At 65.8% G+C, this 23,491-nt stretch carries 17 protein-coding genes and 3 pseudogenes; 9 read left to right on the top strand and 11 right to left on the bottom strand.

Annotated features, from left to right (window positions below; genetic code table 11):
* Nucleotides 1-412 precede the first annotated feature (412 nt).
* Together IA22_RS34330 and IA22_RS34325 are read left to right on the top strand one after the other, a co-directional pair.
* A pseudogene (locus tag IA22_RS34330) lies at nt 413-1,956 on the top strand (alpha/beta hydrolase).
* 492 nt (nt 1,957-2,448) lie between these two features.
* Nucleotides 2,449-3,583, top strand: a pseudogene (locus tag IA22_RS34325) (IS110 family RNA-guided transposase).
* An 869-nt stretch (nt 3,584-4,452) separates the two neighbouring features.
* On the opposite strand, the gene IA22_RS0130045 reads toward IA22_RS34325, so the two are convergent.
* The 6 genes from IA22_RS0130045 to IA22_RS0130020 all read right to left on the bottom strand — a co-directional run bounded on the left by IA22_RS0130045 (nt 4,453) and on the right by IA22_RS0130020 (nt 11,831).
* A complete protein-coding gene (locus tag IA22_RS0130045) occupies nt 4,453-5,889 on the bottom strand; it encodes an FAD-binding oxidoreductase (RefSeq protein ID WP_030125400.1) in 1,437 nt (478 codons plus the stop codon).
* Between the two features lie 51 nt (nt 5,890-5,940).
* Nucleotides 5,941-7,194, bottom strand: a complete 1,254-nt coding sequence (locus IA22_RS0130040; protein ID WP_030125399.1) for a condensation domain-containing protein — start codon at nt 7,192-7,194, stop codon at nt 5,941-5,943.
* 38 nt (nt 7,195-7,232) lie between these two features.
* On the bottom strand, nt 7,233-7,868 hold the full coding sequence (locus tag IA22_RS0130035) for a DUF3159 domain-containing protein (protein ID WP_234434695.1): 636 nt from the start codon (nt 7,866-7,868) through the stop codon (nt 7,233-7,235).
* Between the two features lie 165 nt (nt 7,869-8,033).
* Nucleotides 8,034-8,684, bottom strand: coding sequence for a GOLPH3/VPS74 family protein (locus IA22_RS0130030; RefSeq protein ID WP_097242885.1), 651 nt, complete (start codon nt 8,682-8,684; stop codon nt 8,034-8,036).
* Between the two features lie 789 nt (nt 8,685-9,473).
* Nucleotides 9,474-10,967: an alpha/beta hydrolase gene (locus tag IA22_RS0130025; protein ID WP_245229618.1), complete on the bottom strand. Its 1,494-nt coding sequence runs from the start codon at nt 10,965-10,967 to the stop codon at nt 9,474-9,476.
* Nucleotides 10,968-11,183: 216 nt separating this feature from the next.
* The gene (locus IA22_RS0130020; RefSeq protein ID WP_030125395.1) at nt 11,184-11,831 is read right to left on the bottom strand and encodes a hypothetical protein; all 648 of its coding nucleotides are present in this window, start codon (nt 11,829-11,831) and stop codon (nt 11,184-11,186) included.
* A 129-nt stretch (nt 11,832-11,960) separates the two neighbouring features.
* Between IA22_RS0130020 and IA22_RS0130015 the strand changes: the two genes are divergently transcribed.
* Nucleotides 11,961-12,572: a TetR/AcrR family transcriptional regulator gene (locus IA22_RS0130015; RefSeq protein WP_015575486.1), complete on the top strand. Its 612-nt coding sequence runs from the start codon at nt 11,961-11,963 to the stop codon at nt 12,570-12,572.
* A gap of 461 nt (nt 12,573-13,033) precedes the next feature.
* Nucleotides 13,034-13,774, top strand: coding sequence for a MerR family transcriptional regulator (locus IA22_RS0130010; protein WP_030125394.1), 741 nt, complete (start codon nt 13,034-13,036; stop codon nt 13,772-13,774).
* 202 nt (nt 13,775-13,976) lie between these two features.
* Here IA22_RS0130010 and IA22_RS0130005 read toward each other — a convergent pair whose 3' ends face one another.
* Nucleotides 13,977-14,729 carry a helix-turn-helix domain-containing protein gene (locus IA22_RS0130005; protein ID WP_037660078.1) on the bottom strand — a complete coding sequence of 251 codons (753 nt, stop codon included), beginning with the start codon at nt 14,727-14,729 and terminating at the stop codon, nt 13,977-13,979.
* 164 nt (nt 14,730-14,893) lie between these two features.
* Between IA22_RS0130005 and IA22_RS0130000 the strand changes: the two genes are divergently transcribed.
* The gene (locus IA22_RS0130000; RefSeq protein WP_030125392.1) at nt 14,894-16,402 is read left to right on the top strand and encodes an alpha/beta hydrolase; all 1,509 of its coding nucleotides are present in this window, start codon (nt 14,894-14,896) and stop codon (nt 16,400-16,402) included.
* Between the two features lie 168 nt (nt 16,403-16,570).
* Here IA22_RS0130000 and IA22_RS37720 read toward each other — a convergent pair whose 3' ends face one another.
* On the bottom strand, nt 16,571-16,966 hold the full coding sequence (locus tag IA22_RS37720) for a CBS domain-containing protein (protein ID WP_421702143.1): 396 nt from the start codon (nt 16,964-16,966) through the stop codon (nt 16,571-16,573).
* On the bottom strand, nt 16,920-17,201 hold the full coding sequence (locus IA22_RS37710; protein WP_234435487.1) for a CBS domain-containing protein: 282 nt from the start codon (nt 17,199-17,201) through the stop codon (nt 16,920-16,922). Before IA22_RS37710 ends, IA22_RS37720 begins: the two co-directional genes overlap by 47 nt.
* A gap of 696 nt (nt 17,202-17,897) precedes the next feature.
* Here IA22_RS37710 and IA22_RS37705 point away from each other — a divergent pair.
* The 3 genes and pseudogenes from IA22_RS37705 to IA22_RS0129990 all read left to right on the top strand — a co-directional run.
* A pseudogene (locus IA22_RS37705) lies at nt 17,898-18,560 on the top strand (PEP/pyruvate-binding domain-containing protein); the annotation flags it as partial.
* Between the two features lie 34 nt (nt 18,561-18,594).
* The gene (ppsA, locus tag IA22_RS34320) at nt 18,595-20,244 is read left to right on the top strand and encodes a phosphoenolpyruvate synthase (protein WP_245229617.1); all 1,650 of its coding nucleotides are present in this window, start codon (nt 18,595-18,597) and stop codon (nt 20,242-20,244) included.
* Nucleotides 20,245-20,282: 38 nt separating this feature from the next.
* Nucleotides 20,283-20,741, top strand: a complete 459-nt coding sequence (locus tag IA22_RS0129990; protein WP_030125391.1) for an Hsp20/alpha crystallin family protein — start codon at nt 20,283-20,285, stop codon at nt 20,739-20,741.
* Between the two features lie 467 nt (nt 20,742-21,208).
* Here IA22_RS0129990 and IA22_RS35470 read toward each other — a convergent pair.
* Nucleotides 21,209-22,026, bottom strand: a protein-coding gene (locus IA22_RS35470) for an IS5 family transposase (protein WP_106973268.1) whose coding sequence is annotated in 2 segments (ribosomal slippage) — nt 21,209-21,684 and nt 21,684-22,026 — 819 coding nt in all. Because the reading frame shifts where the segments join, the coding sequence is not laid out codon by codon here.
* Nucleotides 22,027-22,147: 121 nt separating this feature from the next.
* On the opposite strand from IA22_RS35470, the gene IA22_RS0129980 reads away from it, so the two are divergent.
* A complete protein-coding gene (locus tag IA22_RS0129980; protein ID WP_030125389.1) occupies nt 22,148-22,558 on the top strand; it encodes a DUF6228 family protein in 411 nt (136 codons plus the stop codon).
* Between the two features lie 52 nt (nt 22,559-22,610).
* Here the strand turns inward: IA22_RS0129980 and IA22_RS0129975 are convergent, their stop codons facing one another.
* Nucleotides 22,611-23,069 carry a cyclic nucleotide-binding domain-containing protein gene (locus tag IA22_RS0129975; RefSeq protein ID WP_030125388.1) on the bottom strand — a complete coding sequence of 153 codons (459 nt, stop codon included), beginning with the start codon at nt 23,067-23,069 and terminating at the stop codon, nt 22,611-22,613.
* Nucleotides 23,070-23,491: the final 422 nt, after the last annotated feature.

Genomic DNA, 23,491 nt, shown 5'->3' with positions numbered 1-23,491 from the left:
GGTCCGATGTAATCGGGATGCCCGCTGAAACAGAATTGTTCGTGTATCGGACGGACTGGACACGGAATGGAGTACACGGTGGTGGAGGCGACCACCTCGCTCTGCATGCCTCGGGGATGGTGCGCACGCCGCTGATGCCCCTCACGGCAATTCGCTGGGGTCTGGACCAGGGGCCTGAGCTTGGCAGAGCTCTTCGACCAAGTGCGCGGCCGCCTCGCGGACGGACATTCCTGCTTGGGCTGGTCGCGGTCCGCAGCCTCGCGTTCTGCGGCTACCGAGGGCTTCAGTTCGGACCTGACTGAAAGTACCGAGTGCCTGATCCCGTGGGAGCACTACGCACAAGCTCCTGAAGCGTGCCGTCTGCCCATCCGGCTGACAAAACCTGACATCTGACACCCGAGGAGATCATCACATGTACAGGAAGAGGGGCTTGTCCCTCGGCCTTACTACCTCCGCCGTGGCGGTGACCGCCATCGTCGGGGTATCGCTGGCGAAGACCTCGGACACCGCCGAGGCGAGGAACAGCACCCTTCAGTGGGGCTCGTGCAAGGACACGCAGAAGAAGACCGGTGGTTCGAAGGCCCAGCGGAGGTTCGGCAAGGCCGCAGCCCCCCAGTTGGAGTGTGCGACGCTGGGCGTCCCCCTGGACTACAAGGACCCGGGTGGCCGCACGATCGACATTGCTGTTTCCCGGATCAAGAGCGAGAACCCCTCGAAGCGGCAAGGCGCGCTGCTTGTCAACCCGGGCGGTCCGGGCGTCGGCGGCCTCGGGTATCCATATGTGCTCGCTGTCTCGGGGCTGCCGCAGGAGGTGCAGGACTCGTACGACCTGATCGGCTTCGACCCGCGCGGCGTCGGCCGCAGTACCCCGGTGACCTGCGACCTCACGTCCGAGCAGATGGAGCACCGGCCGGTGTATGCGCGGACCCCGGCCGACGTCACCAAGGAGGCCGGCTACGCCCGGGACGTCGCCCGGCAGTGCGCCCACTCGGCGACGTCGTGGATGCTGCCGCACGTCAGCACCGCTAACACCGCACGTGACATGGATCGGATCAGGATCGCCCTCGGCGAGTCGAAGATCTCGTACCTCGGCACCTCCTACGGTACTTCCCTCGGCGCGGTCTACGCGACGCTCTTCTCGAAGAGGAGCGACCGGTTTGTGTTGGACAGCAATCTTGGCCCGAGGGGGTACGACGTCAGGGCCATGCGGCTGTTCGGCCGGGGCATGGAGGACCGGTTCCCGGACTTCGCGAAGTACGCCGCTGCGCACCCGGAGTGCGGTCTGGGCGCCACCCCCCGGCGCGTGGAGCGGGAATTTAACGAACTTGCGGAGCGACTGGACAAGAAGCCGTCCCAGGGATATGACGGGACACGCTTCCGCTTGGACACGTTCAGCCTGCTGTACCTCGACTCCCACATGCCCCTTATCGCGCAGACCTGGCAGGCCTGGACACGGGTGAACCGGTACCGCCGAGCCCGTCAGTGCCGGGCCCTGAGAACTCCACGGCCTCGCGTTACTACGTGACCTGCAACGACAGCCGCTGGCCGAAGTCGATCGCCCAATATCAACACAGCACTGAGGTGGACCGCGTGAAGTACCCGCTGGTGGGCGGATCCATGTCCAATATCGGGCCGTGTGCCTTCTGGCCGAGCAACGGCATTGAGCCGCAGGTGCGGATCGGTAACCGGGGACCGTCGAACGTTCTCATGGTGCAGAACGAGCGCGATCCTGGCACGCCGTTGGCTGGGGCTAAAGAGTTGCGGAAGGCGTTTGGCAAGCGGGCCACGATGGTCACCGTCGACCAAGGTGGCCACGGCATCTACCCGAATGCTTCCAATACCTGCGCCAACGACGCCGTGACCAGATATCTGACAACCGGAAAGCTCCCTGTCAAGGACAAGACATGCGCCGCGGAGGAGTCGATCGGCAAGTCGGAAGAACAACCGACCGGGTAACCGGGGACGGGACAGCAGTTGAAGCGGCAGGAGTGACGCGCGGGTGATGCTGACCATGATGCGGTGTACGCCTCGCAGACTCCCTGCGTGGCTCAGCTGCCGGGGCATTTCGCTCATGGGAGGACACAGCCCGGTACGAAGAATCGGTCGTCTCTTGCCGCACGGCGGCGCACGAACCGGTGGCCAGCTAATGACCTTCAAGTGGTTGGCCGTCCGTCATCCCCTGACCTAGGTCGTAGCTGGCTGCCTCTGTGCCGTAACGGTCGGCATGGTGGCCGGGGCCTGTCCCTCGGTCCGTGCGGCCTGGTTCCCCCCGGGGCTGCTTGTTCATGATCCGGGGGGCGGTGTCACCGGGCCCGGAGGCATCGACCAACTGCTGATGATGGGCTTGAGCACCGGCTTCACCCAGGCCGGAAGAGCTCTCCGTAACGCGGGTGTGGCAGCTCGGTGCCCTGGCAAGGCCGGCCGAAAGCGTGATGGAGGGGCCTGTACGTGAGCGACACCGGCGACATCCTCGGCCTGGACGTCCGCAAGGGCGAACACCAAGCCACCGCCGTCACCCCCGCCGGGAAGAAAGCCTTCGACAAGCGCCTACCCAACACCGATCCCAAGCTCCGCGAGCTGTTCGCGAAACTCCAGGCCAAGCACGGAACCCTGCTGGTCGTGGTCGACCAACCGGCCTCGATCGGCGCCCTGCCGCTGGCCGTCGCCCGGGACATGGGCTGCCCGATCGCCTACCTGCCCGGCCTGACGATGCGGTGGATCGCCCACCTCTACCCGGGCGAGGCCAAGACCGACGCGAAGGACGCGTTCATCATCGCGGACGCATCCCGCGCGATGCCGCACAGATTGCGGGCGATCGACGGCCAGGACGAGACGATCGCCGAGCTGGAGATGATCGTCGGATTCGACGACGACTTGGCCGGCGAAGCCACCCGGGTCGCCAACCGGCTGCACGGCCTGCTGACCCAGATCCATCCCTCGCTGGAACGGGTATTGGGGCCGCGGGCGCAGCATCCGGCCGTCCCACATTGTTGGAACGGTTCGGCTCCCCGGCACAGATCCGCAAGCCCGGACGTCGGCGGCTGGTCACCCTGCTGCGGCCGAAGGCGCTGAGAATGGCCGAGCGGCTGATCGAGGAGATCTTCGCCGCCCTGGACGAGCAGACCGTGACGGTCCCGGGGACCGAGGCGGCCGCGCTGATCGTCCCGAGCCTGGCCAGATCGCTCGCCGCCGTGCTCGACCAGCGAGCTGCTGGCCGGGCGGATCGAGGAACTCCTGGAGGACCACCCTTGCCAAGGTCCTGACATCGATGCCGGGAGTCGGCGTCAGGGCCGGAGCCCGCACCCTGATCGAGGCCGGCGACGGCAGCACCTTCCCCACCGCCGACCACCTCGCCGCCTATGCCGGTCTCGCCCCGGCGACCCGGAGCTCGGGGGCCTCGATCCGCGGCGAACAGCCCTCCCGCAGGGGCAACAAGCAGCTCAAACGGGCCTTCTTCCTTGCCACGTTCGCCGCCCTGGCCGACCCGGCCTCCCGGGCCTACTACGACAAGAAGATCGCCCAAGGCAAGCACCACACCCAGGCACTGACCTTCTACGAATCCCGGCCAGCCATAGCTGCCTGACCCTCACCAGCGTCGCCGCACACAGGGCAGTCCCATTCGTCGAGCGAGTCGATTACGACAGGGTGATTACAAAAGACGCATGGCCGCATGCCCTTACCGCCCTGCTCGTCCACACACGCTTCATCGCTCATGGCGGACAGAGTGCCTTGACTATAGACATAGGGGCACCCCCCGACAGAGGCGCTGCCCTCAGCGTGAACGACCCCCGTGCGAACCCGCAGAGGCCCGAGGGGCTCGGGACGGGCGTGAATGCGCGTGACCGGCAAGATGCCGTTCTGCTGCCATCGGCGAGAGAGGTCGTACTCCCGGACCCATGGGGACGCATCCGACCGGTGTTGGGGAAGCAGTCGACGGCCCCCGGGTCCGTAGGAAAGGCCCGGCGGTGTCTTCATCGAGTCCCGCGATCACGGGCCGGGATGCTCGCGGATTGGCATGTTCGCGAGCATCCACACGGCACATACGATGGATCGACGCTCCTTCCGATGTGATGAAATCCTCGTGTCGCCCGGGGACAGGAATTGGATGAGGATCCGTTGCCGGGCCACGTGCACGTGTCGGGAGAGGCAACTTTCCGGCCGGGCCGGGCACGGCAGACGGAATGCCCCATCGCAGCCCAGGTTGTAGGCGCTCGGCCAAGCGACGTGCCTCTCCCGACGCGTCCCTCGACACGCCTGGTCTGCTCGTGGCGGCCCGGTGTGCTTCACCGGTGCGCCTCGAGCAGACCAGGATCAGAGCCGAAAGAGCACGCACCCACCTTGCTGCGTGCCGACACCGTGGATGGCACACCTGCAGGCTTCCGTCCTGGATCGGTAGGGTGCGCAGGCGAGGTGCCGATCTCGCGGACAGGAGGTGCCGATGTTCCCTCTGTCTCACACCGGCGAGGATCCGGGATAAGACGTATCCGTCGGGAGCGGTGTGGCGCTGAAGACTGAGTCCGGGTCGACTGCAGACTTTATGGCGAGCAGCCGTTCAGTGTTCGCCCCGTAGGAGCCCGCAACCTGGTCGGGAGTTTCCGGCCCCAGGAAGTTCACATAGCCGCCGGGCAGGGAGAACGGTTCGAGAGCTGTGTGAGTGTCTTCCAGCCAGCGCAGATGTGAGGATCCCCCGTCGCCACCGCCTGTGTGTTCCCTGTTCTCGCTGTTCTCCCACATGGAGATCAGCTCGACCATCAGATGCGGTTCGCGTCGGCCGAAAGCTGTGGAGCCGAGAGCAGGGCGGGTGGCTGCACCGTGGAACTGATGCCACACGATCGCCGAGAACGGTGAGGTGAACTGCTGTGCTGCTCGGTCCAGGACGGTCGCGAGGGGGCCCGTGACGCTCTGCACGGTCCGCGTGCGAATTGCGCCCATGCGTCCGGGTGGGAACATGGCGTCCGTCGCGTCCAGGGTCGTGGAACGGGCGACTGGCCCGACCTCGGCGAACACGGGTGTACCGAGCCTGGCCAGGGAATGTACTGGCCCGTTCTCGGCGTTCCCGATCTCCAGATCCCCCGACCATGTCGGCGCGACGTACACCGCCGGCTTGCCGTCCGGGCCGGGAAGGAAGCCCACGTCTACGGTCAGCTCGTCGGGACTGCTCTGCAGGATCCCGCCCAGGTCGGCCAGAATGCCGGCGCTCTGGTCTATCGGATACAGGATGGTCCCCGACACCACTGTCGGAACGGGGTGCAGCCGTATCCGCGCTGAGGTCACGACTCCGAAGTTTCCGCCGCCGCCGCGCAAGGCCCAGAAGAGATCAGGGTGATGTTCGGCGTCGGTTGTCACTTGTGAACCGTCGGCGAGGACGACTTCGGCGCCGAGCAGGTTGTCGGCTGCGAGCCCGAACTGCCCGAGGAGGGGACCGTACCCGCCGCCGAGAGTGAGCCCGACCATTCCGACAGAGCCCGCCGTTCCGGTCACGGCAGAAAGGCCCACTCGCTCGGCGGCCGAGACGACGTCTGACGAAAGCGCCCCGCCACCCACCGTCGCGCAGCGGTGGTTGACGTCGATCTGCACGTCCCTCATACCGGTCAGATCGAGAGCCACCCCACCGGGACGGAAAGCCCTGCCCCAGAAGTCGTGACCCCCGCCACGCACGGAGAGCGGTACCCCGTGGTTGCGAGACGCGCGTACCCCGGCCTGCACGTCAGCGCTGGTGGAGCACCGCACGACCACGGAAGGGCGGACATCGACGGCCGCGTTGAACAAGGCTACGGCTCGTGCGTACTCGGGTCCGTCGGTGAGCACCCGGTCCGCAGGGACATGGGAACACAGCTCGGCAAGCAAGGCAGCGCTGACTGCGTCGTGGGTATCGGTAGGGGTTTGCATGGTCACTCCTGTGTATTGCTGTGGGAGAGGGAATGCCGCGTCCTGAACAGATCAGGAGGATGGCGAGTCTGGCTCGGCGCACTGCTGAGCGAGAACGGCTGCCATGTCGGGCAGCAGAACGGCCACAGGGTCGTGGGTCAGCTCCGTCATGCGCAGGCGCCCCCCGATAGTGGCGACACCCAGGACGTGCTCACCGGCCAGTTGGGTCGTCTGCGCCGGTCCCCACACAGCGGTGAGGCAGGTGCGGTTGTGATCCGATGCCTGTACCACCCCGAGATTGGTGATCTGGATGTCGGCGGCGGTCGCCATGGTCATCATCGCTTCGGCTTCCTCGGATGTGACCGGTGCCTGTTGGGCCAGCGCCTCCGAGCCTGCCTTGAGCATCTGCGGTGTCCGCTGGTGTTCCAGCTCCTGGTGATGGTGCCGGGCCAATTCCCAGAAGTTCTCTGCTTGGGATGTCTGGCTCTCAGTCCGTGCTCCGGCGAACCGGTTTGCGACGGCGTCAGGCAGACCTGCGGCCCGGCGCAGGTCGATCGGGCTCAGCACTCTCACCCGTCTGCGGCCCGCTCGGTGGAAGACTGTGCTGGCGGCAGCGCACAGTGCGGCGTGCACCGACACATTCTCGGCGTGGCAGCGGGTCACGAGCCTTGCGGTCAGGCCGCCTTGAAGGGCCAGAGCGGACACGTGCGGTGCCCGTGCCGTGTACGGGGTCAGCTTGCCGGGGGCGTTCATCAGGTCATTCTGCGGTGGCCCCACGGGTGGCACCGTCGTGTCGAGAGCCAGTAGGAGGTCTTCCTGGGACGGCGGTACATCCCATCCTGAGCTGCTCGTCCGGCCGTGCACCTCGTCACCGTCGAGGGCGGCGACGAGGTCCGCCAACACGCGCATGCCGCCGGTGCCGTCGGTGATCTGGTGGGCGAAGGTCAGCACGATGAAGCTGCTGGCCTCAGCGGGAATGAGCACGGTGCGTACCAGTGGGCCCGGCTCCGTCGCTATGGGGCGTGTCTGCTCACCAGCTACGACCGCCTGCCAGGGAGTTCCCTCCGCTGCGGTGTCGACCCTGATCGGGCTCTCTGCCCAGCGGTATCGAGCTTGGGGAGCTTTGCGGTCGACCGAGACCCGGAGCAACGGGTGACGTGCCTGCACATCCCGCAGTGCACGCGCCAGTATCTGCTCGGAGACTTCCCGGTCGATCTCGGCGACGAGGGAGAACTGGACGGGGTTTCGGCGCATGTAGAGATCGATGGTCCGCTCGAATGCTCCGAGGTCCCTGACCGACCCCGTGTGCGTGTGGCTGATCGACATCCGAGGCCCCTTCTTCGGTGATGTGATGTGACGGCTCGCTACCTGGACGCATCCTGGCGAGGGGGAAGTGCGGCCTCTCGCTGAGAGGTGCTTCGGTCCGCTGGGCCGTTCACCAGGCGTTTGGACGAGGTGCGGAAGGCCCAGGCGACGACGAGCGCGGCGACCACGGTGAGGGGGGTGCCCATGGCGATCTTCGCAAAGGCGAGCCAGCCGGTGGCGTCGTGTACGTACAGCCACTGCTTCACCGCGAATCGGGATCCGAGGACGAGCGCTGCGGCGAGGGTGGCGATGTCGTGTGCCCGCAACACTGCACGGTCCTCGCGCCAGGTGTACGTGCCCTTATGCAGGAGGTTCCACGCCACGCCGGTCAGGGGCCGACGAAGGAGAACCGAACTGAAGGTGGCGAGGAAACCTGCGAAGGCTACCCAGATACCCAGCAGGAAGAAGTCTTTTGCGGAACCGGTGAGCGCGACGATGCCTGCCGCGATCAGAACACCAGTCAGGCTGCCGGAGGCGGCGAGGAGGCGTTCCCCGCGCATCAGCCGGGTCACGGTCAGCACCACACCGGTCGCGATGGCCGCTATCACGGCCGCCTTCGTAGACAGTAAGGCGAGTGCCATCACGAACACCACGACCGGGACGGTCGAGTAGACGAAGCCCGCCGTGCCGCCCATGGATTCAAGCATGGGCGACCCTGGGGCGGGGGAGGGCACGCTCGTGTCGCTCCGGTCGGGAGTGGGGGAGGGCGCGTGCTCGCCTTCGAGTCGGGACATTGATCACTCCTGGTCTCGTGCTGCAGATTCAGCGTCACTCGGGAATTACACGTCGCGGCCGTTCCGTCAGGCGCTCCAGCCGCCTCCCACGGCCCGGCTCGCGAGATATGAGTCGCGCAGCGCCTTGCGCAGTCCGGGGACGAACGCGTCGAACCGCGCCGCCTGAGCCTCGAGGCCGGATTTGTGGGCGCGACGCTCTTCCTTGCTCCAGACCGAGGTCAGCTCCAGTTCCACTGCCAGGACGGCCATGGCCAGCTCGTCCGTCAGGTTCTCGTCGGGAGCTCCGTCGAGCACGGTCGAGCGCACTCGGTCCTGCAGGGCGTGCACCAGGTCCGGGTGATTCACGGTGACCCTGTTGGTGGGTACGACTCCCAGCTTCCTTTCCCGCGTGATGGCGACCTCCCCGGAGGCGAGCAGTTGGTCGCGGACGGGGGTTTCGGCTTTATGCGCCTTGTTGTGCAAGAACTTGAGCCAGCCCTTAGGCCTGTCGTCGGGCAGGTCGCACCAGACCGAGGCAACGAACGGGTCCTCGGGCGGACTGCCGGCAAGCCGCCGAACCTTACCCCCCGTGGCGTCCAGCAGGCCGTCACGGGTCAGCTGGGTCATCGCTCCCGCTCGCAGCAACTGGCCGCGCCCCTGAATGTTGTCGAGCTGGAACTTCTCCTTCTTGACGGTGTAGCAGAGCAGATACAGCTTCTGGGCGAGAGTTTTGGACACGAGAAATCTCCAGCGTGTTGGCATAAGTGAGAAAGTATTTCTGCCGATGAATGGGCGAAAAATGTTCAGTAGTGAAAACCTGCCGGTCTCGCCGTCCGTTCCTTGGGTGACTGTTGAGGAAATCGGCGGAAAAGCAACAACTCGCCCATCTGTAGGGGGTGACTGTCATTTCTTTGACGCTGTATTGCCTTCTGGCGGGTCTCCTACCTCCAACTCGGGCCGTGAAACTGATGACGTTACGGCATAGTTCCAAGCGCCCGAAAAGTGGACATTCAGTGATCTTCTGTACCGTGTGGGCCGAGGTGATCGCCATGAGGCGTGACTGACATCCGTGTCGTCAACAGGACGCGCAGGGCGGGGCATGCGCCTATGACGGTTCCCGCGCCCACATTCCGGTGGCCTGGACGTGTTGCTGTGTCAGGCGCCACGAAATCGGGGTGCTATGGGTGTCGTGGGCGCGCGCTCATACAGCCGGGAAAGAACGCTGGTATGACCGCGGTGGCCGGTGGCGGTGCGGTTTCCCATCACTGCGACCACCTCGGGGCCATGACGGTGGACTAATTTCTTCCCGTTTTTGGGTGCGCTTTTTCGTCGAGCTGGCGCACGATCAGGAACGGGCGGGATGCTGCAAGAGGATCACCTGAGAGCTGTCCCGCGAATCGTGATGGGTAAGTGTGCGGCAGGACTGAGGGACACCTATCAGTCGAGACCTTGAACGTGAGTCAGCCCGCCAATCAGTCCTATGCTCAAGGGCTATTCCGTGCATGTGCCGGCGAGGCCGACTGTGAATCAACGGTCTCCGAAGACAACGGGGCGGGTGGTGGCCGGCTTTTCTGTCTTGCATACGGCGCCGTCGGCGGGATGGGTACCGTGGATGAGAGCGGCGTCGACCGCGCTGTTGACGCACGTGTTGGTGCCGTACGAGCCGTGCCCGACTCCTTCACGTGTGAGCAGGACCGCGGAGTCCAGGGTCCGGGTCATGTTCTCGGCCCAGTGGTGGGGTGTGACCGGGTCCAGCCGCCCCCCGACCACCAGCGCCGGCGGTGCACCGGCGCCCGTGAGCGGCTTGCTGGGGCGGTCCTTGTTCGGTGCGGGCCGCCGAGCGCAGTTCAAGGCGGAGTAGGCAGCCCGGGGGCCGATGCGCTTCGCGTCAGCGGTGGCCTTGCTGGCTGCTGCCTTGTGCGCGGCGATGCCGGTCGGGGTCTCCCAGTCGGCGCAGCGCACCGCGGTGTGGGCTTCGAACATCGCGGTCGGGACCGGGAAGGGGGATACCGTGACGCTGCTCCACAGGGTGTAGAGGGGCGCGCCGTTGCCCTTCTGAGCGGCCAGCAGCGCCGAGGTGAGCAACGGCCAGGCATTCTGGTCGCCGGCCAGGGCCCGGGTGGCCTCGAGGGTCATGGCGCCGTCGAGTTCGCCGCCCAAGGCGCCGCCCTTGGCGGGTGTGATTTTCAGGGGCTCCGCTTCCAGTGTGTCGATCAGCGTGTCGAACGCTGCCTCCGGGTCGCCTGCACCGAAGGGACATACTGCGGTCCCTTCGGTACGGCAGGTCTTGAACCAGGCGTTAAGGGTCCGTTCGCTGGCCACGGCGACGTCGTTCTGGAAGAGCAGGGAGTTACCGAACCACTGGTTGGTGTCTACGGGCGCGTCGAGCACCATCTGGCGGACGCGATGAGGGAACAGGGTGGCATACATCGGTCCGACCACGGTGCCGTAGGACAAGCCGTAGTACGTGATCTTGTTTTCGCCGAGGGCGGAGCGAACCTGGTCGATGTCGCGAGCCACGTTGTCGGTCGATAGGCTGGCCAAGAACTTCTTGCTCTGATGTTTGGCACAGCCGCTGGTGAACGCGGCGGTATCGGCCAGTAGTTGGGGCAGGGGCTTACCCCCCGGGACAGAAGGGTCGAAGGCGGTGCCTGCGGCATCGACTCGCTGCTCGTCGGTCAAGCAGTGAACGGCCTGCGATCGGCCGACGCCGCGCGGGTCCATCGCGATGATGTCGAATGTGGCCAGCACGGCGGGCGAGAATGCGCCAGGAGTGCCAGCTGTCTCGGGCAGATTGCGCAGTGTTTCCGTGGCGGAGACCCCGGGCCCGCCCGGGTTGAAGACCAGGCTGCCGATGCGATGGCCGGGATCAGTGGCCCGGTGCCGCATGACCGCGAGCGGGATCTGCGTGCCGGCGGGCTCGGTGTATTCCTGCGGCACCTCGATCGTGGTGCATTCCAGGTTCTTCCCGCACTCGCTCCAGGTGAGCGCTTCCGGAGACGGTGCGCTGGCTGTGGACATGCTGCGCAGCCCCGAGGCGCCTGACGAACACCCCGTCAGGGTCATGAGGGCTACGGCGAGCGCTGCTCCGTACTGAGCGGCGGCCCGTGGCTTCGATTGAATCATTATTTTTTTCCCCTTCTTCTGCGTAGGTCATTGCGTGCGACCGGCTTGTCGTTCGCGCAAGAAGCCGACTCAAGAGCGCGGGTGTGGTCGCGCCTTCCTGGCTTCGAGGGGTCAGCGACCGGCCGCGTCGAGCAGGGAGGAGTAGCGCAGGCGGAGTGCGCGCTCCATGCTGGCCAGAACGGCCCCACCCCCCAGCGCGATGTTCAGCCAGATCGGCAGGTGTATGGGCGATTCAAACGTTCCCACCCGCTGCATGACGGGAGGGATCTGAGAGACGGGCTCAGCGAGTTGCAACAGGTTCAGACCTACACCGATGACAAGCAGCAGCACCGACCCGGCGGCGAGCGCCCGGCTCAGTCCCGGATGGCGGGCACCGAAGCGCGCCCGCCATCCCTCCGCCGAGGCCGGATCCGGGGCGAGTTGAGACGGCCGTCCACCTGAGGGGCGGTAGTGGCAGCGCCTGATGCCGTAGCTGCTCATCGCCACCTCGATGACGCCCCCGTCAACGGGGAAGAGTGCGGGCAGTTTCGACTCGGCCAGATGCCTGCCCTCCAGGAACAGATGCGCCCGGATTCTGTTGTCGTCCAACCGCGCCCAATGGCGTACGTCGACGGCGTACAGACATTGCTGACCATGGGCGCCGGGAAGCCGTAGCCAGAACAGTGAACGAAAAGGGAGCTGCCACCAACGAAAGCGCTGCAGTTCCCTGCCGTCTCCTTGCTTGAGGCGCCTTGATGCCGCCCACTCCTTCCATGCCACGCTTCGGTCACCCCTCTGGATCTCAGCCGCACCCACTAGTACAGCGTGCTAGAAGAACGCTAGCACGCCGTACTAGTACGGCGTGCTAGTACAGTGAAGGATGCTGGGAGAAGCGAAGGAGAGCGAGATATGGACACACGCGAGAGAATCCTCAAGGCGGCGGCGGAGATGCTTGCCGAGGACATGGGGGCGAAGCTCAGCGTGCGAGCGGTCGCCGCGCGTGCAGGGGTTAGTACTGGCTCGTTGCGCTTTCACTTCCCCACCCAGCGCGCCCTGCAGGACAGCTTGCTCGCGCGGATCTACGAACACCTGCTGCCCGGCGACCCGATCCGCGACCCGGCACTGCCGCCTCGCGAACGGCTGCTGAACTGCCTGCGGCAGGTACTCGCTCTCATCGGCACCAACGAAGACGCGCGAACCGCATGGGGCGCGACGTACCGGACCTTCATCGAACCTGAACCGACTGAACAGCTTCGGGCCGCATACCTTTGCCATGAGCGGGAGGCGGAGCGCCGGGTCGAACACTGGCTGACCGTGCTCGCCGAGGAAGGTGCACTGCCCCCGGGGGACCACACCCGCAACCTCAGATTCCTTCTCACCATCCTCAACGGACTCTCGGTCGAACGTGCCCTGCCCACCAGCCAGTCCGTCTTCATGGCCGAGGCCGAAACCCTCAACGCCGCTGTTGACTTCATCCTCTCTGCTGGCCCCGGATCACCCGTCGAGCCGACTCAGCCGTGAATCCAACCACGCCCCCACACCGGTCCAGCCCGCCGACGGGCGGAGGCGCGAGAGCAGAGTTATCGGCGGCGACCTGCTCGATAGGCATGCCGCCGACCGGAGCTCTCGAGGACGATCGCAATCACGTCGCGGTCATCAGCACGTCTAGTGCCCCGGCCGATGATCCAGTGCCGACGGACCAGGAACCTCCCACAGGGCAGAATGCCGATCTCTGCCCCGCCGCACCGGTTCCTGCCGCTGGCCGTTGATCCGGGAGCGAGCTCCGGCAGGCGTCGAACTCCCCCTCAGGCGCCCCCCGCCATCTGTCCTGCCCTGGACCTGGGGCTCTCCATACATCACCAAGAGGCGGACCGCGCCCTCGCACGCCCCCTGGGCCGACCCGCCGTCGCGTCATGGTTTTCAATGGGGCTCACGACGTGACCGCGTCGGCGACACCAGAGACGGTGGGGGATATCTCGATCATGGCGTGGAGCACCCGGGAAATGGCGGAGCTGGCCGGCGTCAGCCTGAGGGCCGTACGGCACTACCACGACGTGGCGCTACTGGACGAGCCAGAGCGCCGCTCCAACGGATACAAGCAGTACGGCGTCAGTCACCTCGTCCGACTCCTCCGGATCAAGCGCCTCACCGCTCTGGGCTTTTCCCTCTCCCAGATCGCGGATATGGACGACCAGCCGGGTTCGGATCCCGATCCGCGTGATCTGCGGGCTCTCGACGCTGAGCTCGCCGCCACGATCGAACGCCTGCAACACGCCCGCGCTGAGGTTGGTACCCTCCTGCGCGGGCGAGCCACAAGTGATCTTCCCCTCCGCTTCGCCTCCGTGGATGAGACGGCTGATCTTCCGGCCCCGGACCGCTCGTTCGTCACCGTCCTCGGTACGGTCCTTGGCCCCAGCGGGATGGACGCCTATGCCGACTTGCTCCAGCAGGAGCCGCAACCGGTGGCACGCGAACTCGACGAGCTTCTCGCCGATGCCGATGAGCAGACACGCCAGAGTCTCGCCGAGCGTCTGGTGCCTTACGTCCTATCTATCCGGGCCGCGCATTCCGGGCTGAACGACCTCGCCTCCGACGCCCCACGCGGTCGACAGCACACCGCCCGCACTATCGGCAAAGCCATCAGCGATCTCTACAATCCAGCGCAGGTGGACGTGATGAAGCGGCTCGACCGACTGCTTTCCGATGTGACTGCCCGCCAGTGACCGCTCTCGGACCGTCGCTCCGTGACTCCGTGAGCGGACCTCGACGTGCGCCTGATGGCGTGACGAGTGGACGGCAAGTTCGTTGCCACGACCACCACTGCCTGAACGCTGATGAACCGTATTCCTGGCAATCCGGCGCCGCGTGCCTCCCTTCTGTAGGCGGGCACACGACACAGAAGCGCGTGTGCCTGCCCCGCGCGCCTCACTGCTGGACGGCGTTGCCCTCGCTTTCTGCGCAGTCGCTCTTGACGAGGATGGCGTGGGCGCGTCGCAACACGTCGAGGTGGGCGCGGTTGTGGAACTCGACCAATGCGTGCAAGGCGACCGACTCCGCAACGACTCTCTCCCGGTACGAGGCCTGCCCGAGGTCGGCAAGCGCTGGGTGGGCCTGTTGCTGCTGGCGGATTTCGGGTGCCATTCGCTCGGCCAGCCTCTGCCGGACGTCGTCGGGAGCGTCCTCGTCGAGTGCCATGAATTCTGCTTCGAGATCCCCGCGAGGACCCGCGAGCTGCTCTTGAAGGGCGGCCATCGCTGCGGGTGCGAGGATGCTGGAGTAGACCAGAAGCAGGGACCGTTGGGTCTCGGGCAGGTCGTCGGCGAGCGTCCTGAATTCCGGGGGCATGTCGAGCACGGCCCGGTTGTCCATGATGGCCGCCAGTGCCCGCCGCATCCCCTGCCGGCGCTCGATCTCCGCCGCGAGTTCGGCGTCCAGGTCCTTGAGGATCTGCCGTGCTCTCCCGTCACCGCTCTCGACAGCCGGGACGTCCGCGAGAGCCACGCCGAGGTCGGTCAGTCTGCGGATGCGCAGCAGGCGGACGAGATGGCTGACGCCGTACCGCTTGTAGCCGTTGGAGGCCCGTTCTGGCTCCTCCAGCAAACCGATCTCGTGATAGTGCCGGACGGCCTTGGCCGTCGTCCCCGCGAGTTCCGCCAGCTGACGAGTACTCCATGCCACCACGAGCCCCCTCTACAGAATCGTGTCGGGCCGTCATTGAACTCTCTGCCCCTGGGGCACGGTCAACTCCGGCCAATTCCGCGCGCCAGCCATTGACCGTGCCCCAGGGGCAGAGAGTGGGATGGTCGCGACCGCCACCACGAACCGGCATGAGGAGACTCGACATGAATCAGCAAGGCAGTCTCGCCAAGAGCCTGGCGCTCGCGGCGGCCCTGGGCCTGGGCGCGTCGCTGATAGCCGTGCCCGCCGCCGCCGAAGAGGCGAGAACTCATCAGATGAACTGGGGCCAATGCCCCGACGACGTCGTGGCGGAAGCCGCTCCCACCGTGCTGCAGTGTGCCACCGTGCGCGTGCCGCTGGACTACACCCATCCGGAGGGCGAGCAGATCGACCTCGCCGTCTCCCGGCTGGCCGCAGCCAACCCGGACAGGAGGCGCGGCGTCCTCATGCTCAACCCGGGTGGCCCCGGCGGGTCAGGGCTGGCCCTGTCCGCACTGCTGGTGGCCCAAGGCCTGCCCAGCAGCGTCACCGACCGATATGACCTGATCGGCATGGACACCCGCGGGATCGGTCACTCCACACCGGTCAGTTGCGGGTTCACCACGGACAGCTCCTACTACTCAAACATCCCGCCCTACGCGGTCGACGACGCCGCGGTCACTGCACAGGCCAAGGTCGCTGAGCAGGCGGCCAAGCAGTGCGCGGACAACGACGACGGCCGACTGCGCCACTTCACCACCGCGAACACCGCCCGTGACCTCGACCGGATCCGGGACGCGCTCGGTGAGGAGAAAACCAGCTACCTGGGCTACTCCTACGGGACAGCACTCGGTGCCGCTTACGCGTCGATGTTTCCCGAACGCTCCGACCGTGTCGTGCTCGACAGCAACATCGGAGACACTCACCTTGACCGCGACGGCATGCGCCGTTACGCGCTCGGCATGGAACAGACCTTCCCGGACTTCGCGAACTGGGCCGCCAGCCGCCACGACAGCTACGGCCTGGGCAGCACCCCCGCCCAGGTCCGGACCTCCTACTTCACCATCGCCGGCGCACTCGACAAGAACCCCGTCGCAGGGATCAACGGCAACCTCTTCCGGCTCCTTACATTCGGCCACCTCTTCAAGCAGACGCAGTACCCCGCCCTGGCGCAAACCTGGCAGACGCTGCGCGAAGGCGACGCTCCCGCGGCCCGCAGCCTGAAAGCCTTCCAACAGGACGGAACAGACGGGCCGGTATCGCCGACCGACAACGCTCTGACCGTTTTCCTCGCCGTCACCTGCAACGACGTCGAGTGGCCTGAGGACGTCAACACCTACCGGCGGGGCGTCGCCAAGGACCGTGAGCGCTATCCGCTCTACGGCGCCGCCACCGCCAACATCACACCCTGCGCCTTCTGGCCGCACGCCCCCGCCGAACAGCCCGTGGAGGTCGATCCTGAAGGCCCCCGCAACGTGCTCCTCCTGCAAAACCGCAGGGACGCGTCTACCCCCCACCTGGGCGCGAAGATGCTGCGCGAGAAGTTCGGCGACCGCGCCCGGCTGATCAGCGTCGATGACAGCGGGCACGGCGTCTACGTCCTGGGCCGCAATTCGTGTGCGTTGAACACCACAACGCGCTACCTCGTCGAGGGCCAGATGCCTACTGATGACACGTTCTGTCGCGCAAACTGACCACTCGAGCCGCGCGACCCGCCCCCGTCCGTGACGATGACAGTCACTTGTACGGCCACAGTGGCAGTGTGTCGGTGCACGCCCGGGTGGACGCCTTTCAGCGAACTCTGCAAGGCTTGGGGGCCGGACACCGCGCGGTCTCGCATTTTTTGCGCAGCACGGAACCCGCTATTTTTTCTCATTCTGCTCGGGATTGGAATTCTTCACGAGATCATCCTCCTTGTAACCAAGACGGGACTTGACCTCGATAACGCCTTCCACGTGTCGGCAGAGAGTTACGATGACGCCAATATTGGATTTTTTCTGGACGCTGCCGCGAAGCGTAACGACCCCGTCCTGAACAGTGGCTGATACGTTTCCCGCAGCAACCTGGAACTTGCGGTTCAACACCTCCAGCGCGACTTCGTTCTGTATGGCCTCGTCCCGACGCAGCAGTGGACGCAGTAGATCGGAGCGGCTTACGACCCCGACCAGTATTCCGCTGGCATCGATCACGGGCAGCCGACCGACTCCGTGCTCAGAGATCATTCGAGTTGCAGTGGCAAGGCTGCATTCCGGGCACACTCACGGTCCATACGGGCGTTGTCATCAAATCGCCTGCTGTGATTGCTTCTCTGCTGTCACCTTTCGAATTCGGCAGACCGGGCCGTCTGCGGAGCAGGTCGGTTTCCGAGACCATTCCTACCGGTCGATGGCGGGGGTCCACGACAGGCAAAGCCGAAACCTTGTTATAGAGGAGACTCCAGACGACGTCCTTGACGGACGCTTCAGGGGTCGCCGTGGCTACGTCTCGCGTCATGACGTCGGCGACGGTGCTATGCCTCACAGGCCGCAGCTTTCAGGATGCTTCAATATCCGGGGTGATCCCGCCTCCACCGCCGATGGCTCGACAGGTAGGGGGCAAGGGCCGTGGTGCCTCTCGCTGGGGCCGACTGGCCACCTGCGAAGCAACGCAGGAAGTGCGCCCACTGCCCGGATCATTCACCGGCGCTCCCGACTCCGCACGACGTAGGGTCGGCGTCCGGCGGTAGCGAGCCGATGGTACTTGGCACGGTCGTGGCGATTGTCGCTCCTACACGTCGACCAGGCCATCGTCCTTCAGCCCCGCCCAGGGTTCCTCGGCGTCTGTGGGCGAGCCGGGCCTCTCTCCCCCTGCCCGTTGCTGCGCCACTATCTGCCCCCCGATCAAGGCCGTGAGCGATGGGCAGCTCGGTGCTCCGCACGAGCTGGCAGGGGACCCTCCGATACGGACCATACGGCCCATACGGCACTCGCCCATCGACCCCCTTCGGCACTACGGACGAGACGCGCCCGTGAGGAGAGTGGTTATCGCAGGCTGCTCCGTCTCCGCACCCGAGGAGGTGACCGCGTTGGAGCGCATCAGGGTCTCGTCACGCCCTCAGCGCCGTCGTCGGCCCGTGCCCTTTGATCTGCGCACGCATTCTGGACGACCGATGCCCCATCGACCCCTTAGCCGCGAGCTCCGGAGACCTCCATGCCACCGCTTCTACGCGTCGTACCGTTCGCTGAACTCGGCCGGCAGGACCTGGGCCGCGTGGGTGGCAAGAACGCCTCCCTGGGCGAGATGACCGCAAAGCTCGGCGCCGCTGGAGTGCGCGTACCTGCCGGGTTCGCAACGACGGCGGAGGCGTACGGCGAGATGCTCACTGCCCACGGGCTGCGCGGACGGATCGAAGAACAGATCGGGAGGCTCCACCGAGGCGCTCCACTTGACGAGGTCGGCGCATCAATTCGGTCGCTGATGCTTGCGGAGTCGTTGCCCGACGCGCTTGAGGCCGAGATCGTCTCCGCGTACGAGGAGCTCGGGCGCGCCTGTGATCGCGAGAATCCCGAGGTGGCCGTGCGTAGTAGCGCCACGGCCGAAGACCTTCCCGAGGCGAGCTTCGCCGGCCAGCAGGAGACGTATCTGAACGTCCGTGGACCCGGCCAACTTCTTGATGCGTGCCGACGCTGTTTCGCGTCTCTCTTCACCGATCGCGCCATTGATTATCGGCAACGTATGGGCTTCGACCACCTCACAGTCGCCCTGTCCATCGGTGTCCAGCTCATGGTCCGCGCCGACCTCGCAGGCGCCGGAGTGATCTTCACCCTGGACCCTGAGAGCGGCTTCCCCGAAGTGATCGTGGTGAGCGCCGCCTGGGGCCTGGGCGAGACAGTCGTGAGCGGGCCGCGTGGACCCGGACGAGTACACCGTCTTCAAGCCGAGCATGAAGGACCCTGCCCTCGATCCCGTGATCGGCGTCCGGATCGGAAGCAAGCGCATCAAGACCGTCTATGCCAGTACCGGACTGACCCGAACGGAGGGCACGCCCGAAACCGAGCGAAGCCAACGAGTACTGAACGACGCCGAAATTCGGACCCTCGCCGGCTGGGCGGCCGCCGTGGAGAAGCACTACGGCTGCCCCATGGACCTCGAGTGGGCCAAGGACGGCCTTACAGGCGAGCTCTGGATCCTCCAAGCGCGACCCGAGACCGTACAGTCCCGCCGCCATACGGCCACGCTCCGCCGTTGCCGCCTCACCACCGCGCCCGGCGCACCGCTCGTCGACGGCACTGCGGTCGGCGAGGCCATTGACCGCGGCCTCGTCGTCGCTCTTGAGCACCCGGTCGATCTGGACCGCTTCCCCTCCGGCGGCGTCCTCGTCACGGGAATCACCGACCCCGACTGGGAGCCAGTGATGAAGCGGGCCTCCGCGATCGTCACCGACCATGGCGGGCGTACCTCTCACGCCGCGATCGTTAGCCGTGAACTCGGTGTGCCCGCTGTCGTCGGCGCAGGCGACGCCACCCACGTCTTGCGTGACGTGCGAGAGGTGACAGTGTCCTGCGCCGAGGGAGAACACGGACATGTCTACGGCGGACTGCTCCCGTACGAGGAGTCTGAGGAGGACCTCGAGCGCCTGCCCACCACTCGCACCCACGTCATGCTCAATCTGGCCGACCCTTCCGCCGCCTTCCGGTGGTGGAGGCTCCCTGCAGACGGAGTCGGGCTTGCCAGAATGGAGTTCATCGTCGCCCACCAGATCAAGGTCCACCCGATGGCGCTGCTCCACCCGGAACGGCTGGACTCCCACGACAGGCACCTGATCGAGCGGCTCACTGAGGGTTACCCCGACCAGGGCTCCTACTTCGTCGACCGGCTGTCCCACGGCATCGCCCGGATCGCGGCCTCACGCTGGCCCGCACCCGTCGTCGTGCGGACGAGCGACTTCAAGACCAACGAGTACGCGAAACTGCTCGGAGGCCGGCCCTTCGAGCCTGACGAGGCAAACCCGATGATCGGCTGGCGCGGAGCAAGCCGTTACTACGACCAGGGCTATCGCGAGGGCTTCGCTCTCGAATGCCGGGCGCTGCGCCGGGTGCGCGAGACGATGGGACTGACCAATGTCGTCGTCATGATTCCCTTTTGCCGCACTCTCGGCGAGGCGGACCGTGTCCTCGACACGATGATGGAGGAGGGGCTCGTACGCGGCCGGAAGGGCCTGCAGGTCTACGTCATGGCCGAGATTCCGGCCAACATCATCCTCGCCCAGGACTTCGCGGAGCGCTTCGACGGTTTTTCGATCGGCAGTAACGACCTGACCCAGCTGACCCTCGGCATCGACCGCGACTCCGAGGTCCTTGCCCGCATCTTCGATGAGGCCGACCCGGCCGTCACTCGCAGCATCGGCACGCTGGTCACTCGCGCCCACTCGGTCGGACGCACCGTAGGCCTTTGTGGCCAACGCCCCAGCGACGATCCCGCCTTCACCGAGTTCCTGGTGGCCGCCGGAGTTGACTCGATCTCGGTGGCCCCTGACAGCTTCGCCACGGTCAAATAGCACGTGGCGTACGCCGAAACACACCCGAGGAGCACGCAATGACCGGAGATAAGTTGGCACGTAGGCACGGGCGTTTTCCTGACTTCAATGACTGGTTTAACCGGGATTTCCCGGGACTTCCAGGCTGGCGGCCTGGATTCGCCGCCCATTCCATCCCGGTCGAGATGACCAGCGGAGAAGGTGAGTACGTCCTGAAGGCAGAACTGCCTGGCATGGACCCGGACAAGGACATCAGCATCACGGTCGACGGCGACCTCATCACAGTCAGCGCAGAGCACAGCGAGAGCACCGAGGACAAGGAACATTCGGAGTTCCGCTACGGATCGTTCCGCCGGACAGTGCGCCTCCCGGGCGCGATCCCGGTCGATGACGTCGACGCCGCATATGCGGACGGTGTCCTCAACATCCGCATCCCGATGCCCGAAGAAACCCTGCCGACCGAACGGAAAATACCGGTGAAGCGAGTCGACACCAAGGCCGGGGGAGAGGCGTCGTAGAAGCGATCCGGTACGGAGGCGCGGTGCCTCGCGTCGGCGGTATGAGCGAATCCAGATAGCTCCGGCGTCAGAGAAACGCACTGACGGTCTGGGCCGATCATCGGCGGTCCCGTCGGGCCCAGGCGGCACAGCCGACCTCACGCGGACGGTGCTCTCGGTTAGCGGCAACTGCCGCAGGCGCCGGGGGGCTCGGGCCCCGCCAACATTGTTCCTGCACCTTTTCCGCTGTGATGGCTGGCTCGCGGGCTGCACCACCTGGATTGAGTTCGCGCTGGCGCCCGCTGGCTTGCGTTGAACCTGGTCCGCTGGGCACCTCTGGGACCGGATCCGAGCCTTTCGGATCACGCCGGCCGAGCGCCACCAGTGTCACTGTCGAAGAAAGGACCCGAAAACACCGGACCGAGCAGTGAATGGAGTCAGACGTCAAGGCGGGCTATCACGCTCTCCCGGAGCGCTTAGGCGTCATCTCATGTGGTGAGTTTGGCGAGCCGCTTGTAGCAGATCAGGGTGGCGGCGAGGCTGAGGAACGCGGCGAAGTGGCGGCTCTTGCGTTCGTAGCGGATGGTCAGGCGCCGGTAGTTGAACAGCCAAAAGATGCTGCGTTCGAGCTTCCAGCGGTAACGGCCGAGGCGTTCGCTCGACTCGATGCCACGTCGCGCGATCTTGGGTGTGATGCTCCGGTTCCGCAGCCAGTGGCGGATCTCCGGGTAGTCGTATCCTTTGTCTGCGCGGAGTTTGGAAGGTCTGCGACGTCTAGGCCCGCGCCGCGACCGCACAGCGGGGACAGCCATGACCAGAGGCTTGAGGGCAAGACTGTCGTGGATGTTCGCAGCAGAAACCGCAGTAACCAGCGGCAGGTCCTGGGCGTCAGTCAGGATGTGGAGCTTGGCGCCGGGTTTGCCCCGGTCGACCGGATTCGGACCTACGAGCTGGCCCCCCTTTTCGCCCGGACCGAGGCAGAATCAACCAGGGCAGCGGACCAGTCGATCGCCCCTGCGGCACCCAGCCGGTCAAGGACTTCGTTGTGGAGACGCCGCCACAAGCCGGCTCTTGTCCAGGCAGCAAATCGGCGGTGCACAGTAGCCGGGCTCACGCCGAAGCTGGGCGGCAAGCGACGCCAAGCACATGAGGTGGTCAGCGCATACACGATTGCGCAGAACACCGTGCGGTCCGCCACCGGAGCCGTTCCACCGCCCTGCCGACGCGGTTTGAACGGTGGTATCAGCGGCGCCACAATCTCCCACAACCCGTCAGGAACGAGTTCGCGCTCAAGATCCATAGCCATGGCTGGTGATCATGCCTCAAAGTGGCTACGCCCGATGTCGGTCTTCCCGAGAGTGCGACGGCTGCCCAGCCCGGTCTTCTAACCTGATCGCGTGATCGACTACGACGATTCCGGCCGCCCTATGGTTCAGGTGGGAGATTCCGGGCCCGCACGCCTACTGCTCTCGGACCCGGCCCGACGGTATGAAGACGAACCAACGCTCGACTTCCTAGTCAGGGCCCACGGGCCCTGGGGGAACGTCGAGACCTCGGTGGAGACCTGGGACGGCGACGGACTCGACACCTTCCTCGCATCACTTGCCGAAGACTTCCGGGGCTGGGAAGGAGTGCGCACGTGGCACTCCCTCTGCTACGACCTGACCATCTCAGCGGAACACCACCCTGGGGGCCACGTCCAACTGACCTGGGGCATCCGCGACAGGGCGCCCTCCGAGGAATGGCAGTTCGAGACCAACACGGTCCACGCGGCAGGGGAGGACATGCGCAACCTCACCGCCGAAATCCACACGTTCATTGCGAGCGTCGCGGAGTAGCTGGGCGAGCCCTGATGCCGCGCCCTCACCACATGAGATGACGCCTTAGAATCTACATGCCGCTTCCGTGTGGTGCGTACAGATCCAGGAGCCGCACGCGCGCGGAGAAGAGACGGTGAGCGAGCATCTGTCCGACGAAGTGGTCCAAGGCGAAGCCGAAGCTAGGATCGGCGTCCATCAGCATGCGGACGGTTGCCGCGTCGAACTCGTGTGCTCGTACCCGCGTCATCGTCTCGGCCCCGAAATGCCACTGGTAGGGCTCGAAAAGCCATGACCAGCCGAGCAGTTCACCTGCATTGACGCTGTCGACGACCGCAGGCTGCTTGCCGGGCACCTCGACGTCCAGAGTGACTGTCCCGGTTCGGATGATCCAGAACCGGTCGGCGTATCCGCCTTCCTTGAACAGTCGGGTCTCTTCAGGAAAGTCCACGCGACGTGCGTACTGCAGCAGCCGTTCTCGCTGCTCGACGGAGAGAGCTGCGGTGAGCCGCGGGTTGAGAGGAGTGCTCATGGGGGCCTCCTGATCGGTGTCCACTCCCAGTCTGGCCCCTTTCTGCAAGAGAGACGCAGGCCGAATGGCCCTCGTGGGGCCCCCTTCGGCCCCGAATCACAAAGTTCAGGCTCCCTCCTCCGGTCGTTGCAGGAGTCGGTCGAGGCAGGAATCGCGCTCCAGTGGCACCGTTGGCAGCCCGGTGGTCCAGGGACAGGGTCGGTCGTACGCAGAGCAGACCATTCACGGCCGCAGGACGTTCGGCCACGCGTTGAAGCCCGGCCAGGGCCACCCAAGAATCCATCTCATGTGGCGAGTCTGCGGTGGCAGATGCGGGTGCAGGTGATGCTGGTGAGGGACAGGAAGTGGTCGCCGTCGGCGGAGCAGGTGGGCTCGTCAGCGGCGCGCCGGGTTCCGGCCGCGCCGCTGTTGAACTGTGGTCA

Origin of the sequence: Kitasatospora papulosa (genome assembly GCF_000717245.1) — a bacterium.
In the GTDB taxonomy this organism is placed as follows: Bacteria; Actinomycetota; Actinomycetes; order Streptomycetales; family Streptomycetaceae; genus Streptomyces; species Streptomyces papulosus.
The sequence above is the reverse complement of the archived record's forward strand: the minus strand, read 5'-3'. Positions and strand labels throughout refer to the sequence as shown.

Bases quoted from the DNA above. Each gene is read 5' to 3' on its own strand.
- IA22_RS0130045 (WP_030125400.1), bottom strand. From the start codon at position 5,889: ATGCAAACCCCTACCGATACCCACGACGCAGTCAGCGCTGCCTTGCTT.
- IA22_RS0130040 (WP_030125399.1), bottom strand. From the start codon at position 7,194: ATGTCGATCAGCCACACGCACACGGGGTCGGTCAGGGACCTCGGAGCA.
- IA22_RS0130035 (WP_234434695.1), bottom strand. From the start codon at position 7,868: ATGGGCGGCACGGCGGGCTTCGTCTACTCGACCGTCCCGGTCGTGGTG.
- IA22_RS0130025 (WP_245229618.1), bottom strand. From the start codon at position 10,967: ATGTCCACAGCCAGCGCACCGTCTCCGGAAGCGCTCACCTGGAGCGAG.
- IA22_RS0130015 (WP_015575486.1), top strand. From the start codon at position 11,961: ATGGACACACGCGAGAGAATCCTCAAGGCGGCGGCGGAGATGCTTGCC.
- IA22_RS0130010 (WP_030125394.1), top strand. From the start codon at position 13,034: ATGGCGTGGAGCACCCGGGAAATGGCGGAGCTGGCCGGCGTCAGCCTG.
- IA22_RS0130000 (WP_030125392.1), top strand. From the start codon at position 14,894: ATGAATCAGCAAGGCAGTCTCGCCAAGAGCCTGGCGCTCGCGGCGGCC.
- IA22_RS37710 (WP_234435487.1), bottom strand. From the start codon at position 17,201: ATGACGCGAGACGTAGCCACGGCGACCCCTGAAGCGTCCGTCAAGGAC.
- IA22_RS0129990 (WP_030125391.1), top strand. From the start codon at position 20,283: ATGACCGGAGATAAGTTGGCACGTAGGCACGGGCGTTTTCCTGACTTC.
- IA22_RS0129980 (WP_030125389.1), top strand. From the start codon at position 22,148: ATGGTTCAGGTGGGAGATTCCGGGCCCGCACGCCTACTGCTCTCGGAC.
- IA22_RS0129975 (WP_030125388.1), bottom strand. From the start codon at position 23,069: ATGAGCACTCCTCTCAACCCGCGGCTCACCGCAGCTCTCTCCGTCGAG.